The organism is Kribbella sp. NPDC056345, from assembly GCF_042262745.1.
In the GTDB taxonomy this organism is placed as follows: Bacteria; Actinomycetota; Actinomycetes; order Propionibacteriales; family Kribbellaceae; genus Kribbella.
This window is the reverse complement of sequence record NZ_JBHJQQ010000018.1, coordinates 74,360-89,179: the sequence shown is the minus strand read 5'-3', so window position 1 is coordinate 89,179 and position 14,820 is coordinate 74,360. Positions and strand designations below refer to the sequence as shown.

Sequence of the window (14,820 nt, the reverse complement as noted above, 5' to 3'; positions counted from 1 at the left end):
GGCCAGAACTCAGGCGTTCAGCTCACCGAAGGCTTCGATGGCGCGGAGGGCGTCGGTCTGGGACATACCGGGCGGCTGGATGCGGAGGATGATGCCGTCCGCGCCCATCTCCTCGTAGTGGGCGATCCGTTCGACGCATTCGGCGGACGAGCCGATGACGCTGCGGTCGGCGATGTCGTCCCAGCCCTGGGCGTAGCGGCTGGCGTCGGCGGAGGTTCGCTTCCAGCCGGTATAGGCGTCGTACAGGTCGCGCAGCGGCTCCTCCAGCGCCTTCCGCGCGTCCTGCGAGGTCGGCGCGGCATAGCCCTCGCGGCAGAAGATCACTTCGGCGCCGAGCGTTCCCGCACCCCGCGGATACGAGCGGTACTCCGCGATCTTGTCCGGCAGGACCTCGTCGGGCTGGTTGAACGAGGTCGTCCAGCCGTCACACATTCGCGCCGTGCGCTCCAGTACGGCGGACACCTGGCCGCCGTTCCACAGCCGGGGCCGGGGACTTTGCACCGGACGCGGCGACAAGTAGGCATCCTGCAGCGACGTGAAGCGGCCCTCGTAGGTCACCGACTCCGACGTCCACAACCGGGTGACGATCTCGAGGCACTCCTCGAACCGCGCGACCCGCTCGCGCTGCGTCACGCCGTACAGGGCAAACTCCTCCGGGCGGTACCCGAGCACGAACCCGGCCGTCACCCGGCCGCCGGACAGAACGTCCAGATGCGCGAGCGTTTCAGCCAGTACGACGGGCTGGTACAACGGTGCGACGATCCCTGCCGTGGCGATCCCGATCCGCGAAGTATGAGCCGCGAGCCAGGTGAGAGAAGTGAGGATCTCGTGGTACCCAGGCCGGTGCAGATGCCGCTCACCGAGCACCACCCACTCGAACCCGGCCTGCTCGGCCAGCCGCGCCTGCTCGACCGCATCGGCCAGTTGCGGCCGTTCGCCGTCGGTGCCGTACAGGTTGAGATACAGACCCAGCCGCATCAGGGTGCCACCTTCCGTTGACAGAGAGCACTCGGGGTATTTACGGTCTTGACCGTAAGTCCTTTTGCGTCGGAATGCGACCCCTAACCGCCTGATGGTGTCCCTAAGGAGCCGACCTTGACTGTTCTATCGCATCCGGTCGGCGTCCCGGCCGGCACCGGATCGGCGCCGATCAGCGCGATCCGGACCCGCGTGGTCAGCGCGCCGTACCGCCGGCCGTTCCAGATCAGCAGTGGAACCAGCACGGACCTGATCAGTCTGGTGGTCGAGATCCACACCGCCGACGGCGCGGTCGGGATCGGCGAGACGTCCCCCATGACGGCGTACACCGGAGAGACGCTGGCCGGGGTCACCGCCGCGATCGAGCAGCATCTCGCGCCCGCACTGATCGGCCGGGACCCGCTCGACCGAGCCGGTGCACATGTCGTGATGGACGGCGTTCTGCGCGGCCAGAACGTAGCCAAGTCCGGCCTCGACATCGCCTTGTACGACCTGGCCGGCCGTCTGTGCGGCTGGCCGGTGCACGCGCTGCTCGGCGGCAGCATCCGGAGCCGGGTGCAGACCGCCTGGGTGGTCGGCCTCGGCACGCTCGACGAGATGGCTGCCGAGGCCGCCGAGTACTCCGCACGCGGCTTCCAGCATCTGAAGGTCAAGGGCGGCCATGACCCCGCCAAGGACCTTGAGCTAGTCCGCGCGGTACGCGCTGCGGTCCCAGCGGAGACAGAGCTGTGTCTGGACGCCAATGAGGGGTACGACGCCACTACGTCCCTGCCGTACCTGGCCAAGATGACGGATGCCGGTCTGAGCCTGCTGGAGCAGCCGCTGCCGCGCTGGGACCTCGCGGGGATGGTCCGGCTGCGACAGCGGCTGGACGTGCGGGTGATGGCTGACGAGAGCATGCACTCGTTGCACGATGCCCTGGAGATCGTCCGGCGCGGGGCGGCCGACGTACTGAACATCAAGATCCTGAAGGTCGGCGGACTGCACCGGGCGCTGCAGATCGCCAATCTGGCCGAGGCTGCAGGTCTTGCGGTGAAGATAGGCTCGATGCCGGAGCTGGGCGTCGCCACACTGGCCGCAGTCCACCTGGCCGCCGCCGTACCGGGTGCAACCGTTGCGGCCGACCTGGTGGGGCCGCTGCTGGTCGAGGAGGACCCGCTGGCTCCGAGTGTGTTCGCCGACTGCAAAGGCTGGATCGACGTACCCACCCGACCTGGCCTCGGCCACGACGTCTGAGAGGTCCCATGCATCCCCTCGTCGAGCAACTCCGCGGCACAGTGCTCCCTGCAGTCTTCACACCGATGGACAGCAACGGAGTGATCGCGTACGACGTTCTGGCGGCGTACGCGACTGCTATTGCGGGTCAGGACATCGGCGGGATCGCGGTGTGGGCCCACACGGGCCGTGGGTTGTACCTGAGTGCTGCAGACCGGACCAAGGTGCTGGAAACGTGGCGGCAGGCCACTGCGGCTCCGATCGTGGCCGGAGTCGGCGTACCGCGGTCGGAGTCCCCTGCCAGCCTGCAGGAGGCTGCAGACCTAACTGTGGCGATGTCTCTGCAGGCAGCGGACGCCGGGGCGGACGCGGTGATGGTCTATCCGCTGGCTGGGCTGGCCGAACTGTCGGACGGACATGCGCAGGCCGTGAAGCTGCACGAGCGAGTCGCTACTGAGAGCGGGCTGCCGCTGGTCGGTTTCTACCTGCACGGTGAGGCAGGTGGGTACCCGTACCCGCCGGAGCTCATCCGGGACCTGCTGAGCCTGGATGCGATGCTCGGCGTCAAGACAGCGACCCTGGACCGGGCTATCGGCACGCAGGACGCCATCTGGGCCGGACGGGACACCGGGAAGCTGCTGATCACGGGCGAGGACCGGATGTACGGTCCGTCGTTCATGTGGGGCGCAGATACGGCCCTGGTCGGTATTGCCTCCGCACAGGTCGAGCTGTCGGTCGCCGTACTGCGGAGTTGGCGGGCCGGCGATCACAGCGCGTTCCTGACTGCATCCGACCGGCTGGACCGGTTCGCGGCAGCCACCTTTTATGCGCCGATCGAGGGCTACGTGCAGCGGATGATCTGGGCGGCGGCCTGGGAGGGCCTCATCCCGGAGACGGCCGCGCACGACCCGTACGGCCCGAATCTGCCCAGCAGCGAGCGCTCGTTGGTGATCCGCACACTTGAGGAGCTGCAGGCCGACAAGTGAGGTGGCGCGCTCCCTCCATCGCTCCACCACACCTCGTCCGCAGCCGACCAGCAGTCACCTCACGGCAATTATGGTCTTGACCGAAACTAAGAGACTCTGCTTCGATCGTCAAGAGTTCGGCCCGGGCTGCATTACAGTGCGTGGCATGGGGGTGTCCTGATGGCAGTCGTGGTCGGCGTTGTCGGTCCGGAGGACGTCGTGCAGCGCGTGATCGCGACCGGTCCGCCGAGCGGGGCCACCCTGCAGCCGCTGTCGTACCGGCACGAGACCGAGACGGTCGAGCTGGTCGTGGAGTCCCAGGAGAAGCTCGACGCCCTGCTCTTCACCGGCATCGTCCCGTACACGATCGCGACCGAGGCCGGCGTCGTCGACCGCCCCGCCATGTACGTCTCGTACGACGGCGCCACGCTCCTGCGCGCCTTGGTCGAGCTGCTGCGGCTCGGCCACAACGTCACCCAGTTCTCGATCGACACCCTCCGGCGCAGTGAGGTCCTGGAGACGCTGATCGAGGCCAAGCTGCCCACCGATCAGATCCAGGTGCTCCCGTACCGGCCCGGTCTGACCTCGGACGACATCGTCACCTTCCACCGCAGCACCCGCGACAAGCACGACACCAAGATCGCGATCAGCTGCCTCGGTTCGGCCTTCCACCTCCTCGAGAACGAGATGCCGTCGGTCCGCCTGGTCCCGTCGCGCTACTCGATCCGCTCGACTCTGCAGGCACTCGTCCTCACGACCAGCGGCCAGCACGTCGGTGACGCCCAAGTCGCACTCGGCATCGTCGACCTCCCCGAACCCGACGACGCCCTGGCCGGCGACCTCATCACCCTCGGCGGCAGCCTCGCCCTCCTTCCCGACGGCCGCCACCTGGTGGTGACCACCCGCGGACTACTCGAGCAGGCGACCGAACAGTTCACCCGGATGCCACTCCTCGACCACCTCGCCGCTCGGCACAGCACGGCGTACGTCGGCTTCGGCATCGGCCGCACCGCCGCGGAAGCAGAAGCCCTGGCCCGCCGCGCCGTCGGCCGCGCCGGTTCGATCGGCACCGTGGCCGGCGTCGTCTCGATGTCCGACGACGTCGAGATCGTCATCGAACCCTCCGGCGACCAGCCCGCCATCCCCCGCGGCGCCGAAAGCCTCCCCCTGCTGGCCCGCCGCGTAGGCCTCAACCCGGCAACCCTCGCCCGCATGCGCGAACTCACCGCCAAGAACCCCGACGGCCTCACCACCCAAGACGTAGCCGACCACCTGGCAGTCCAACTCCGAACCGCCCGCCGAGTCCTGAAACGCCTCGAGCGCGCGGGCTTGGCCGACCCCATCGCCACCCAGCAACACGGCCGAACCGGCCGACCCTCCACCATCTACGCCATCCGCCTCTAACCCATTTGGTGGGCTGACCCATCGCGTTGCGGGAGGGCCCACCGCATGCCGTTAGCCCACCCACCACCGGATGGGCTGGCCCACCAAACGGGACAGGGTGGGGTCGGCTGGTCAGGGGGTGATGATGGTGACGCCGGCGGGGGTGCCGTTGGTGAGGGCGGCCAGGGCTTCGGGGGTTTCGGCGAGGGTGATGGTTCGGGTGATCAGGGCGGCGGGGTTTAGGTTGCCTTGGGCAACTTGGGTGAGCATTTCGGGGTAGGCGTGGGCGGGCATGCCGTGGCTGCCGAGCCATTGGAGCTCTTGGCCGATCAGGCGACTGACATCGAGTTGTACGCCGGACGGCAGCAGCCCGATCTGGACGTGCCTACCGCGCGGCCGGAGTACCCGGAGCGCCTGCTGCACGAGGTCGTTCGATCCGAGCGCGTCGAACGTCACGTGCGCACCCAGGTCGGCTCCGACCGTCGTGCTCAGTGTTTCGGCAGCGCCGTACTGGACGGCCAGCTGAAGCGCGGCCGGGTTCGTGTCGACGGCGATCACCCGGGCACCCGCGGCGGCGGCGATCATCACCGCCGACAGCCCGACCCCACCACAGCCGTACACCACCACGGTCTCGCCGGCCTCGACCTTCCCCACCTGCCGAACAGCCCGGTACGACGTCGCAAACCGGCAACCCAGCCCAGCCGCCGTACCGAAGTCGAGCTCGTCCGGCAGCCGCACCAGATTCACCTGCGCATACGGGATCGCGACGTATTCGGCGAACGATCCCCAGTAGTTGAACCCAGGCTGCAACTGATTCGGGCACACCTGCTGATTCCCGGAAGCACACTCGTCGCACGAACCACAGGCACAGATGAACGGCGTCGTGACCCGATCCCCGACCTGCCACCCCTCGACCCCAGCACCAATCGCCGCAACCGTCCCGGCCAACTCATGCCCAGGCACATGCGGCAACACGATGTCCGAGTCGTGCCCCATCCACCCATGCCAGTCACTCCGGCACAGCCCAGTCGCCTCAACCTTCAGTACGACGGACCCGTCCGCCACCGAGGGCTCCGGAACCTCCCGTACCTCGGGGACAACGCCGTACTTCTCGATCACCACTGCGCGCATGGCGTCACCCTACGCAGAACTCGTTGCCCTCGGGGTCGAGCATCACGATGTGACCGAGCTGGTCGCCGTAGATGTCCTCGCGTACCTGGGTCGCACCGAGCGCGACCAGCTCGGCGGCCTTGGTTCGCATCCGCGCGGCGGACGCGGCGTCGCGGTCGCCCGGGCCGGCGACGCGGATATCGAGGTGGAGGCGGTTCTTGGCGGTCTTGGGTTCGGGGACCCGGAGGAAGCAGATTGCCGGGCCCACGCCATCCGGGTCGACCAGCCCTGCGACGTCCGGGCTGTCGAAGCCGGGCTCGATCACGTAGCCGAGCGCGGCGGCCCAGAAGCGCGCCAGCCGCTGGGGGTCGGCGGCATCTCCGCCGAGGGTCCATTTGGTGGCCATAGCGGCGACGGTAGCGGTGGTTCCGGACGATCGACGCCCGGAACCACCCGGAGAAAGATCAGCCGCCGGCGACGGCCGGGATGATCGAGACCTGGCCGCCGTCCTTGATCGCGGTCTGCAGGCCGTCGGCGAAGCGGACGTCGTCGTCGTTGACGTACACGTTCACGAAGCGGCGCAGCTCACCGGACTCGTCGAGCACCCGGGACTTGATCCCGGGGTACGACGCGTCGAGCGAATCCAGCACCTCGGTCAGCGTCGCGCCCTCGGCGGACACCTCGGAGACTCCCTGGGTGTAGGGCCGGAGGATGGTCGGAACGCGAACACTCACACTCACTGCAGGCCTGCCTTCACGAAGGCGTCGTACGACGCGGGGATGGTCACCTTCGGGCCGACCCGGTCGGCCACGGCGTCGAGCGTCTTGAGCCCGTCGCCGGAGTTGATGATCACCGTCTCGGCGTCGGGGTCGAGCTGACCGGTCGCGATCAGCTTCTTCAGGGTCGCGACGGTCACCCCGCCGGCGGTCTCGGTGAAGATGCCCTCGGTGCGGGCGAGCAACTGGATGCCGTCGACAACTTCGGAGTCGGAGACGTCCTCGATCGCACCACCGGTACGGCGGGCGACGTCCAGCACGTACGGCCCGTCGGCCGGGTTGCCGATGGCGAGCGACTTCGCGATCGTGTCCGGCTTGACCGGCTTCACCACGTCGTACCCGTCGCGGAAGGCCTGGGCGACCGGCGAGCAGCCGGTGGCCTGGGCGCCGTAGATCTTGTAGTCGGTGGCGTCGACCAGACCGAGCTTGCCGAGCTCGGTGAAGCCCTTGTCGATCTTGGTCAGCTGGGAACCGGACGCGACCGGGATCACGACCTGCTGCGGGATCCGCCAGCCGAGCTGCTCGGCGATCTCGTAGGCGAGTGTCTTGGAGCCCTCGGAGTAGTAGGGGCGGACGTTGACGTTGACGAACGCCCAGCCCTCCTCCTCACCGGCGATCTCGGAGGCCAGCTTGTTCACGTCGTCGTAGTTGCCGTCGACGGCCACCAGGGTCCCGCCGTACACGGCGGTGGTGATGATCTTGGGCCGCTCGAGGTCTTTCGGGATGAAGACGACCGAGCGGATGCCGGCCCGGGCGGCGGCCGCCGCGACGGCGTTGGCCAGGTTGCCGGTGGAGGGGCAGGCGAAGACCTTCAGGCCGAGCTCGCGGGTGGCGCTCAGGGCGCTGGCCACGACCCGGTCCTTGAAGGAGTGGGTCGGGTTGCCGGAGTCGTCCTTCACCCAGAGCTTGCGCAGCCCGAGCTCGCGGGCGAGGTTCTGGGCGTCGATGAGCCGGGTGTAGCCGGGCTCGGTGTTCGGGAAGCTGGCCACGTCGACGGGGACGGGCAGCAGCGGCTGGTAGCGCCAGATGTTCTTCGGGCCGGCCTCGATCTGCTCCCGCGTGATGGTCGGGAACTCGTACCCGACCTCGAGCGGACCGAAGCACTCCATACAGGCGTAGAACGGACCGAGCGGCGACTTCGCCCCACAGGCGCGACAGCTCAGGTGCGTACCGTTGCCGAAGGCACCTTCACGGATGGTGTGGGTGGTCGCGGTGGCCAGGCTCATGGCTGAGGTTCCCCTCTCATCTTCCCCGCGAACACCGGATCTCGATGGCGGGACGGATTTGGCACCGTTCCACCGTGAGTGGCCCCGGGGTGGGGTCTCGACGGGGAGGGTTGCCGGGACTTCAACGGGCCGTTTCCCTCAGTCCCTCTGGATGAGCTGCCCCGAGGTTACCCAATCAAGGCCGGATCGCACCCTCTGACTTCCAGCATGCGAGACGCCGTCTCATGTTCGGCGCTCCAGGAAGCGCATCACCGGCGTGGCGGCGACACCGTGCAGGACGACACTCAGAACGACCGTGAACCCGAGGGTCGCCCACAGCCAGGGCAGCTCCGCGCGGAAGTGCATCCCGACCGCCGCGAGGTAGTAGATCGACGACACGCCCCGGACTCCGAACGCTGCTGTCGCCCACGCCTCGGTCCGGCTCAGCCCGCTTCTGATGAGCGACAACCGACCGACAATTGGGCGTACGACGGCGACCAGCAGCACGCCGATCAGCACCCCGGTCCAGGTGAGTGGCGCGAGCAGCCCAGCGGTCACGGCGACCCCGAGGAGCAGCAGGACACCCCAGGTCAGAATGTGTTCGAGCTCACCGATGAAGTCGTGCAGCTCGTTGTGGAAATCGTGGCTGCGCTCGGCCGCTCGCAGTGTGAGAGCGGCCACGAAGACCGCGATGAAGCCGTACCCGTGCAGCACCTCGGTGAGCCCGTAGACACCGAGTGTCATGGCCAGCGCGAGGACAGGCTCCCGCGAATCCGCCAGCCGCAGACTGTGCGCCCGCGCCGAGAACGTCATCCGCCCGAGTAGCCAGCCGGCCCCGAAACCGACAGCCACACCGATCACCGTCTTGCCGACGAGATCCCAGGCGATCCACTCGACCGGCGAAAGGCTCTTGGTGGCAAGGAAAACCGCGAGGTAGACGAGCGGGGCGGCCAGCCCGTCGTTCAGACCGGCTTCAGAGGTCAGTGCGAACCGTACTTCGTCCTCCTCGTCCAGCTCGGCGTCCTCGCCAGTCGTCGGGCCGCCGACCTGCACATCCGATGCCAGCACCGGATCGGTGGGCGCCAGCACCGCCGCGATCAGCAGCGCGGTCGCCGGCGCGAGGCCGAGCAGCCAGCCCACACCGGTCAACGCCGCGACGCCCGCGGGCATCGCGATGAACAGCAGCCGCCACGTCACACCCCAGTGCAGGAGGCTGATCGGCCGGTCGATCGCGAGGCCGACACCCATCAGCGCGACGATCACCGTCAGCTCGGCCAGGTGTTTGGTGAGCTCCGGCTCGGCGATCGGGCTGAGGTGGCTCCGGTCCACGACCAGGCCGAGCAGCATTCCGCCGCCAAGGAACGCGATCGGCGCCGAGACGGCGTACCGGGAGAGCAGTCGTGGCAGCACCGCGCCGAGCAGGAGCGCGAGCCCCGCAACCAGGTAGAGCCCGTCCCCGTTGATCACGACCGTCTAGTGCCCCGCACTACCGCAGACGATGCGTCGCGCCCGGCGTGTGCGTGGGCAGCGCCTTCCGCGGGCCGTAGCGCGGGTGGCCGATGCCGGCCAGCTCCAGCAGCCGCTGCACCCGGAACCGATGACCGCGGTACGGCTCGATCAGCTCGGCGCAACCGTCGTCGTCGAGCTCCTCACCGATCAACGCGTACGACACGTTGCGGGACACGTGATAGTCCGCGAACGAGAACGCATCCGCATCACCATGTGCACGCTGCCGCACCTCGGCTGCTGTCCACACCCCGACCCCGGGCAGCGACCGCAGCCGCCGCTCGATCTCGGCCGAGTCGGTCAGCTCCAACGTCCGCTCCAGCGCCTTCGCCCGGGTCGCTGCCGTCACCACGACCCGCGACCGCCGCCCCTCGACGCCGGCCCGCAACCACTGCCAGGACGGAATCAGCCGCCACTCCTCCGGCGCCGGCGGCACCATCATCCGTCGCCCCTCCGGCCCACCCGGCCCCGGCGCAGGCTCGCCGTACTCGGTCAGTAGCAGTCGCCAGCCCCGGAAAGCTTCCTTCCCAGTCACCACCTGCTCGATCCCCGCGGCCGCCATCGCCTCGAACACCGCCCGCGTCCGCGGCACCCGCACGTGCGGAAACCGCCGCGCCGCCTCCACCAGCACCGGATGCACCGCCAACGGCGCGAACCCCTCCCAACTGTCCGCCTCCCCCAGCAACTCCGGCACCCCGTCCAGCGCCCACTCCGCCCCAGCCCCCCAAGCCTCCGCCTCAACCTCCGCACCACGCGGCGTCAGCCGCAACAGCACCGGCCCCTCAGGAGTCCGCGTCGCCCGCCAAACAGTCCGCCCGTCGTACACATACGCCGGATCCCCCGGCCCCTTCCGCAACCCACCGATGACCGAGTGCGGATCCACCACCCGCCCCGCCCGCCAGACCCGCATCATCGAACCCACCCGCCAAGTCTTACCCACCCCACCGACAGAACTCATACTGAGCCGTATGACCGGGTGGCAGTGGGTGAAGTTGGTGGGGAACTTCGTCAACCTGTCCACGGTGGCCGGGTTCGTGGTGGCGGGGATCGGGCGGGCGCGGGTGACGCGAGGGCCGCGGGGGTTGTTCTATGCCAACGGGTATCGGGTGGGGTTTCCGGTCGCGGGGGCGTTCACGATCGGGAACGTGGTGCTGAGCAAGCACGAGGTGTCGTACTTCGGGGACGAGTTGCTGGTGAAGCACGAGGAGCGGCACTCGTGGCAGTACTTCTGCCTGCTGGGGTTGCCGATGTTGCCCTTGTACGTCGTGGGCGTGGCCGTCTCGTGGTTGCTGACCGGGGATCCGGCGTCGCGGAATCCGTTCGAGCGGATGGCCAGTCTGAAGGACGGCGGTTACGTGGAGCGGCCGGTGCAGCCGATCGGGCGGACAGTGGCGCAGGCAGTCAGCGCGCTGCGATCGCGTCCGAAAGGGCCGTCAGGACGGTGACGACGCCGGTCGGGTCGTCCACGACGATGTCGGCGGCCTCGATCAGCTCGGTGGCGCCGGAGGAGCGAGTGGCGAGCAGTACGGCGTTCAGACCGGTCCTGCGCCCTTCTTCGACGGCTCGGAACGCGGCCAGGTCGCCTAGGTCGTCACCGGCGTAGAGGATCGACCGGGCGCCGGTGGACTCGAGTAGGCGGCGCAGTGCCACGCCCTTGTCGATACCGGGCGGGCGGAGCTCCAGGACGAGATTGCCGGGCTCCAGGCGGAGCTGGGTCGCGTCGGCCAGCTCGGTGAGCGGCGTACGGAGTCTGGCGAAGGCACCGGCCGGATCGGTCAGGCGGCGGGTGTGAACGGCCAGAGAGCTCTCTTTGTCCTCCACGAAGGCATCCGGCACACCGGCGACGCTCAGGAGCTCAGGGAGCCGCTCACGCGCCACAGCGACACCAGGCGGGACCGGGTCGCTGGTGATCTTGCCGGTCGACGCCTCCCACTGCTCCAGGCCGTAGTGACCCAGTACGACGAGGCCGCCGAGACCGGGGTGTCCGGTGACGCCTGTCAGTTCCGTGGCGACCAAAGCGGGGCGGCCGGTCACGATGGCCACCTGACACACCGAACGGGCCAGCCGGGCCAGCGCGTCGAGTGCACCGTCGACGGGACGCGCACGGGCCGGGTCCTCGACCAGCGGGGACAGGACGCCGTCGAAATCGGTAGCGATCACCGCACTGGCCGGGTCGGCGACGATCGCCTGCCAGCCGGCGTGACCGAGATCGGTCTGGATGACCGGCGTACTCATCCGGTGTAGTCCGCGGTCAGGATCACCGTCAGGCGGTCCTTCTTCATGTTGTCCAGCGCCGGCTTGGTCCGGCCGACACCGAGGTCGCGGGCCAGCTGGTTGGCCGCCTGCACCATCCCCGGTGGGTAGTAGACCGTGCTCTCGACGACCTTGCCGTGCCAGTTGTCCACACCGGTCACGGTCCAGCCGGCCTGCCGCGCACGCCCGGCGACCTGGTCGGCCAGGCCCTTGCGCGGGGTGTTGTTGTACACCTCGGCAGCCGGCCGCTCAGCAGCCGGAATCGTCGTCGGCCGGGTAGCGGGCGGCTGAGTGGGCTGCGTAGGTTCAGTGGGCTGCGTAGCTGACGGCACGGTCGTAGGAGCCGTGGTCGGCGCAGTGGTGGGCTTCTTCGGCGGCACGCTGGCCACGATGGTCGACGGTCCACCGGACGGCTTGGCCGACGGCTTCGGCGTACTGGTGCCCTTCGGCTCGTCGGCACTGCTCTCGTGCCCCCGCGTACCGAACAGCACGAGCAACCCACCGACGACGGCAACGACGGCAATCACAGCGACCAGGGACGAGAGCACCTGGCCCTTGTCGCCCTTGGGGCGGCGCATACTCAGACCTCGATACCCAGTCGACGTGCGGAGCGGGCGCGCTGGCGGGCGGCGCGCAGCCGGCGCAGGCGCTTCACCAGCAGCGGGTCGTGCGCCAGGGCCTCGGGCCGGTCGATCAGCGCGTTCAGCACCTGGTAGTACCGGGTGGCGGACATCTGGAACTGGTCCCGGATCGCCTGCTCCTTGGCGCCGGCGTACTTCCACCAGTGCCGCTCGAAAGCGAGGATCTGCCCGTCACGGTCGGAAAGGCCGGCAATCACTGGCATCGCGGCTTCGGCGGGCTCGGAAGAGCTGGCGTTGGCGCTGTCCATCTGCTGCTGACTCCTGTGCGGTCGGTGATCGTCCGTCCGCGCTCCACTGTACGTGCCGAACAACAGCAATGTCATTCACCGGTGGAACGACACGGAGCGTGTCGTACGCGGGCGGCCGGGCAGGGGTAACTCTGGCAGGATCAGAGGGTGAGCTCAACTCTTTCCAGCCAGGCGCTGGTGGAAGAGCTGCAGGCCAGGAGCCGTGAGGTGGACCCGCTGGTCAACGCCATCTGCACGCCCAACCCCGCCGCTCTCACCGATGCCGTTCAGCTCGACACGGAGCGTGACCAAGGTCGCGTCCGTGGTCCCCTGCATGGCGTCCCGGTGCTGGTCAAGGACAACATCGACACGGCCGGCCTGCTGACCACTGCCGGGTCACTGGCACTGGCCGAGCAGCCTCCGCCCCCGCAGAACGCACCACTGGTCCAGCGGCTGCGCGCCGCCGGCTGCGTGATCCTCGGCAAGACCAACCTGAGCGAGTGGGCCAACTTCCGCGGCTCCTCGTCCTCCTCCGGTTGGAGCGCGTACGGCGGTCTCACGCGGAACCCGTATGCACTGAACCGCTCGGCAGGCGGCTCCTCCAGCGGTTCCGGGGTCGCAGTGGCCGCGGGACTCACCGATTTCGCCATCGGTACCGAGACGAACGGTTCGATCGTCTGTCCGGCCGCTCTGAACGGCATAGTCGGCCTGAAGCCCACAGTAGGCCTCGTGTCGCAGCAGGGCATCGTGCCGATCTCGCACTCGCAGGACACCGCGGGTCCGATGACCAGGACCGTCAGGCAGGCCGCAGCTCTGCTCAACGTGCTCACCGGCGATGGGACTGACTACACCGAGCACTGCCGCGGGGACGACCTCAGCAACGTCCGCATCGGCGTACCGCGCGGTCCGCTCTGGGGCTACTCACTCGGTCTGGATCAGGTGGTCGAGCAGGCGCTGGAGACGCTCAGCCGCTGCGGAGCCACTCTGGTCGACCACCTGTCGCTCCCGACACCCGGCGGCGACGAGGACCAGCTCCAGGTGCTCGCGCACGAGATGAAGATCGACATGGCGGCGTACCTCGCCAGCCGCGTTCCTGGCGGGCCCAAGACCCTGCACGACCTCATCGCCTACAACCGGGACCATGCGGACGTAGAGCTCAAGTGGTTCGGTCAGGAGCTGTTCGAGCGGGCCGCAGCGACCGAGGGGCTCGATTCGCCCGCATACGTCGCCGCCCGGCTCACCGCGCTGCGTGCGGGCCGCGACGGCATCGACGACCTGCTCAGGGACAACGACCTCGACGCACTGGTCAGTCCGTCGTACTCACCGGCCTGGAGCATCGACCTGGTGAACGGTGACAACGTGCTGGGCGGTTCGTCCTCACATGCCGCTCTGGCGGGCTATCCGCTGCTCTCGGTGCCCGCAGGACTGGTCTCCGGACTACCCGTCGGCATCACGTTCAGCGGGACCGGCGGGAGTGACGCCACGCTCATTCGCTTGGCTCACGCCTTCGAAACCGCCAGAATCAAGGCAGACGGACCGTTCCCGACCCCGGAGTTCACACAGTGGGTGTAGATCGTGTCAGCTGGGGCATCGTTGCTACTGGCAACATCTCGACCTCGTTCACGCGGGATCTGAAGCTGCTGGAGGGCGCGGTCGCGACCGCTGTCGCCTCCCGGTCCCAGGACAGCGCCGACCGGTTCGCGGCCGAGCACGGCATCGAGCAGGCGTACGACGACTATCGCCGGCTGATCGACTCCGGCACCGTCGACGTGATCTACATCGGCACGCCGCACCCACAGCACTACGCGATCGCCCGCACTGCGCTGCAGGCGGGGATCGCAGTGCTGTGTGAGAAGCCCGTGACGCTCACTGCGGCCCAGGCGCGCGATCTGATCGCTGTCGCCACCGAGCACAAGACTCTGTTCGCAGAGGCCATGTGGATGCGCACCAACCCGGTCATCCAGGCCCTGTTCGCCGATCTGGCCGCCGGAGTGATCGGTGAGCCGCAGCAGGTCGTGGCGGACTTCGCGTTCCACAAGCCCGCACTGCCCGCACGGCTGCTGGACCCGGCGCTGGGTGGCGGGTCGCTGATGGACGGCGGCATCTACCCGATGACGTTCGCCTACATGGCCCTGGGCCGCCCAGCCGAGGTGAAGGCGGTGGCCTCGCTCAACGAGGACAACATCGACCTGAACGTCGCCATGGCCTGGCGCTACGACTCCGGCGCGGTGGCGGCCCTCACCTGCGGTCTGAAGTCGCAGAACCCGTGGGTGGCCTCCGTGAGCGGTCCAGAGGGCAGCCTGCAGCTGCCGCACCGGTTCCACCACCCTGCGTACTACGTGCGTCACACGGCCGCTGGGGCGGAGCGGATCGACGTACCGGCGCATGGCCTTGGGTACCACTACGAAGCCACCGCTGTGATGCGTGCGCTGCGTGACGGGCACATCGAGGTGCCGTCGCTGCCGCACGCGGGGACGCTCGAGATCCTTGAACTGCTCGACGAGACGCGGAGCCAGATCGGGGTCCATTACCCCGGTGACGACGACGACCTGACTGGATGA

16 protein-coding genes and 1 riboswitch are annotated in these 14,820 nt (G+C 68.6%); of the genes, 6 read left to right on the top strand and 10 right to left on the bottom strand.

The window, feature by feature from the left end:
• Positions 1-9: 9 nt before the first annotated feature.
• Positions 10-978, bottom strand: a complete 969-nt coding sequence (locus ACFCV3_RS38325; RefSeq protein WP_376039200.1) for an LLM class flavin-dependent oxidoreductase — start codon at positions 976-978, stop codon at positions 10-12.
• A 117-nt stretch (positions 979-1,095) separates the two neighbouring features.
• Here ACFCV3_RS38325 and ACFCV3_RS38320 point away from each other — a divergent pair, with 117 nt between their 5' ends.
• From ACFCV3_RS38320 to ACFCV3_RS38310, 3 genes are all read left to right on the top strand, one after another.
• The gene (locus ACFCV3_RS38320; RefSeq protein WP_376039197.1) at positions 1,096-2,214 is read left to right on the top strand and encodes a mandelate racemase/muconate lactonizing enzyme family protein; all 1,119 of its coding nucleotides are present in this window, start codon (positions 1,096-1,098) and stop codon (positions 2,212-2,214) included.
• An 8-nt stretch (positions 2,215-2,222) separates the two neighbouring features.
• The gene (locus ACFCV3_RS38315) at positions 2,223-3,179 is read left to right on the top strand and encodes a dihydrodipicolinate synthase family protein (protein WP_376039195.1); all 957 of its coding nucleotides are present in this window, start codon (positions 2,223-2,225) and stop codon (positions 3,177-3,179) included.
• Positions 3,180-3,338: 159 nt separating this feature from the next.
• Complete coding sequence (locus ACFCV3_RS38310) at positions 3,339-4,562, top strand: hypothetical protein (protein WP_376039193.1); 1,224 nt, start codon at positions 3,339-3,341, stop codon at positions 4,560-4,562.
• Positions 4,563-4,673: 111 nt separating this feature from the next.
• Here the strand turns inward: ACFCV3_RS38310 and ACFCV3_RS38305 are convergent, their stop codons facing one another.
• The 6 genes from ACFCV3_RS38305 to ACFCV3_RS38280 form a co-directional block, all read right to left on the bottom strand.
• Positions 4,674-5,672: an alcohol dehydrogenase catalytic domain-containing protein gene (locus tag ACFCV3_RS38305; RefSeq protein WP_376039191.1), complete on the bottom strand. Its 999-nt coding sequence runs from the start codon at positions 5,670-5,672 to the stop codon at positions 4,674-4,676.
• Positions 5,673-5,676: 4 nt separating this feature from the next.
• On the bottom strand, positions 5,677-6,057 hold the full coding sequence (locus ACFCV3_RS38300) for a VOC family protein (RefSeq protein WP_376039189.1): 381 nt from the start codon (positions 6,055-6,057) through the stop codon (positions 5,677-5,679).
• Positions 6,058-6,115: 58 nt separating this feature from the next.
• Positions 6,116-6,391: a ubiquitin-like small modifier protein 1 gene (locus ACFCV3_RS38295; RefSeq protein WP_376039186.1), complete on the bottom strand. Its 276-nt coding sequence runs from the start codon at positions 6,389-6,391 to the stop codon at positions 6,116-6,118.
• Positions 6,388-7,653 (bottom strand): threonine synthase, encoded by a 1,266-nt coding sequence (thrC, locus tag ACFCV3_RS38290; protein ID WP_376039183.1) that lies wholly within the window; start codon positions 7,651-7,653, stop codon positions 6,388-6,390. The genes ACFCV3_RS38295 and thrC overlap by 4 nt, the downstream gene beginning before the upstream one ends.
• 13 nt (positions 7,654-7,666) lie before the next feature.
• Positions 7,667-7,811: riboswitch (SAM riboswitch) on the bottom strand.
• A 64-nt stretch (positions 7,812-7,875) separates the two neighbouring features.
• Entirely contained in the window at positions 7,876-9,099 is a 1,224-nt protein-coding gene (locus ACFCV3_RS38285) for a cation:proton antiporter (RefSeq protein WP_376039181.1), read from the bottom strand.
• 19 nt (positions 9,100-9,118) lie between these two features.
• A complete protein-coding gene (locus ACFCV3_RS38280) occupies positions 9,119-10,051 on the bottom strand; it encodes a DNA-3-methyladenine glycosylase family protein (RefSeq protein ID WP_376039328.1) in 933 nt (310 codons plus the stop codon).
• Between the two features lie 55 nt (positions 10,052-10,106).
• On the opposite strand from ACFCV3_RS38280, the gene ACFCV3_RS38275 reads away from it, so the two are divergent.
• Positions 10,107-10,583, top strand: a complete 477-nt coding sequence (locus ACFCV3_RS38275) for a hypothetical protein (protein ID WP_376039178.1) — start codon at positions 10,107-10,109, stop codon at positions 10,581-10,583.
• On the opposite strand, the gene otsB is transcribed toward ACFCV3_RS38275, so the two are convergent.
• Genes otsB through ACFCV3_RS38260 form a run of 3 tightly spaced genes read right to left on the bottom strand, consistent with a single transcriptional unit; the run spans position 10,540 to position 12,280 of the window.
• Complete coding sequence (otsB, locus tag ACFCV3_RS38270; RefSeq protein ID WP_376039176.1) at positions 10,540-11,373, bottom strand: trehalose-phosphatase; 834 nt, start codon at positions 11,371-11,373, stop codon at positions 10,540-10,542. The genes ACFCV3_RS38275 and otsB overlap by 44 nt on opposite strands.
• Complete coding sequence (locus tag ACFCV3_RS38265) at positions 11,370-11,969, bottom strand: LytR C-terminal domain-containing protein (protein ID WP_376039174.1); 600 nt, start codon at positions 11,967-11,969, stop codon at positions 11,370-11,372. Before ACFCV3_RS38265 ends, otsB begins: the two co-directional genes overlap by 4 nt.
• 2 nt (positions 11,970-11,971) lie before the next feature.
• The gene (locus ACFCV3_RS38260) at positions 11,972-12,280 is read right to left on the bottom strand and encodes a DUF3263 domain-containing protein (RefSeq protein ID WP_376039171.1); all 309 of its coding nucleotides are present in this window, start codon (positions 12,278-12,280) and stop codon (positions 11,972-11,974) included.
• Positions 12,281-12,427: 147 nt separating this feature from the next.
• Here ACFCV3_RS38260 and ACFCV3_RS38255 point away from each other — a divergent pair, with 147 nt between their 5' ends.
• On the top strand, positions 12,428-13,831 hold the full coding sequence (locus ACFCV3_RS38255; protein WP_376039169.1) for an amidase: 1,404 nt from the start codon (positions 12,428-12,430) through the stop codon (positions 13,829-13,831).
• A complete protein-coding gene (locus tag ACFCV3_RS38250; protein WP_376039167.1) occupies positions 13,822-14,820 on the top strand; it encodes a Gfo/Idh/MocA family protein in 999 nt (332 codons plus the stop codon). Before ACFCV3_RS38255 ends, ACFCV3_RS38250 begins: the two co-directional genes overlap by 10 nt.

What these genes read in the sequence shown, in the direction of transcription:
- ACFCV3_RS38325 (WP_376039200.1), bottom strand. Translation starts at nt 978, where the DNA reads ATGCGGCTGGGTCTGTATCTCAACCTGTACGGCACCGACGGCGAACGG.
- ACFCV3_RS38315 (WP_376039195.1), top strand. Translation starts at nt 2,223, where the DNA reads ATGCATCCCCTCGTCGAGCAACTCCGCGGCACAGTGCTCCCTGCAGTC.
- ACFCV3_RS38310 (WP_376039193.1), top strand. Translation starts at nt 3,339, where the DNA reads ATGGCAGTCGTGGTCGGCGTTGTCGGTCCGGAGGACGTCGTGCAGCGC.
- ACFCV3_RS38305 (WP_376039191.1), bottom strand. Translation starts at nt 5,672, where the DNA reads ATGCGCGCAGTGGTGATCGAGAAGTACGGCGTTGTCCCCGAGGTACGG.
- ACFCV3_RS38300 (WP_376039189.1), bottom strand. Translation starts at nt 6,057, where the DNA reads ATGGCCACCAAATGGACCCTCGGCGGAGATGCCGCCGACCCCCAGCGG.
- thrC (WP_376039183.1), bottom strand. Translation starts at nt 7,653, where the DNA reads ATGAGCCTGGCCACCGCGACCACCCACACCATCCGTGAAGGTGCCTTC.
- ACFCV3_RS38280 (WP_376039328.1), bottom strand. Translation starts at nt 10,051, where the DNA reads ATGATGCGGGTCTGGCGGGCGGGGCGGGTGGTGGATCCGCACTCGGTC.
- ACFCV3_RS38275 (WP_376039178.1), top strand. Translation starts at nt 10,107, where the DNA reads ATGACCGGGTGGCAGTGGGTGAAGTTGGTGGGGAACTTCGTCAACCTG.
- otsB (WP_376039176.1), bottom strand. Translation starts at nt 11,373, where the DNA reads ATGAGTACGCCGGTCATCCAGACCGATCTCGGTCACGCCGGCTGGCAG.
- ACFCV3_RS38265 (WP_376039174.1), bottom strand. Translation starts at nt 11,969, where the DNA reads ATGCGCCGCCCCAAGGGCGACAAGGGCCAGGTGCTCTCGTCCCTGGTC.
- ACFCV3_RS38260 (WP_376039171.1), bottom strand. Translation starts at nt 12,280, where the DNA reads ATGGACAGCGCCAACGCCAGCTCTTCCGAGCCCGCCGAAGCCGCGATG.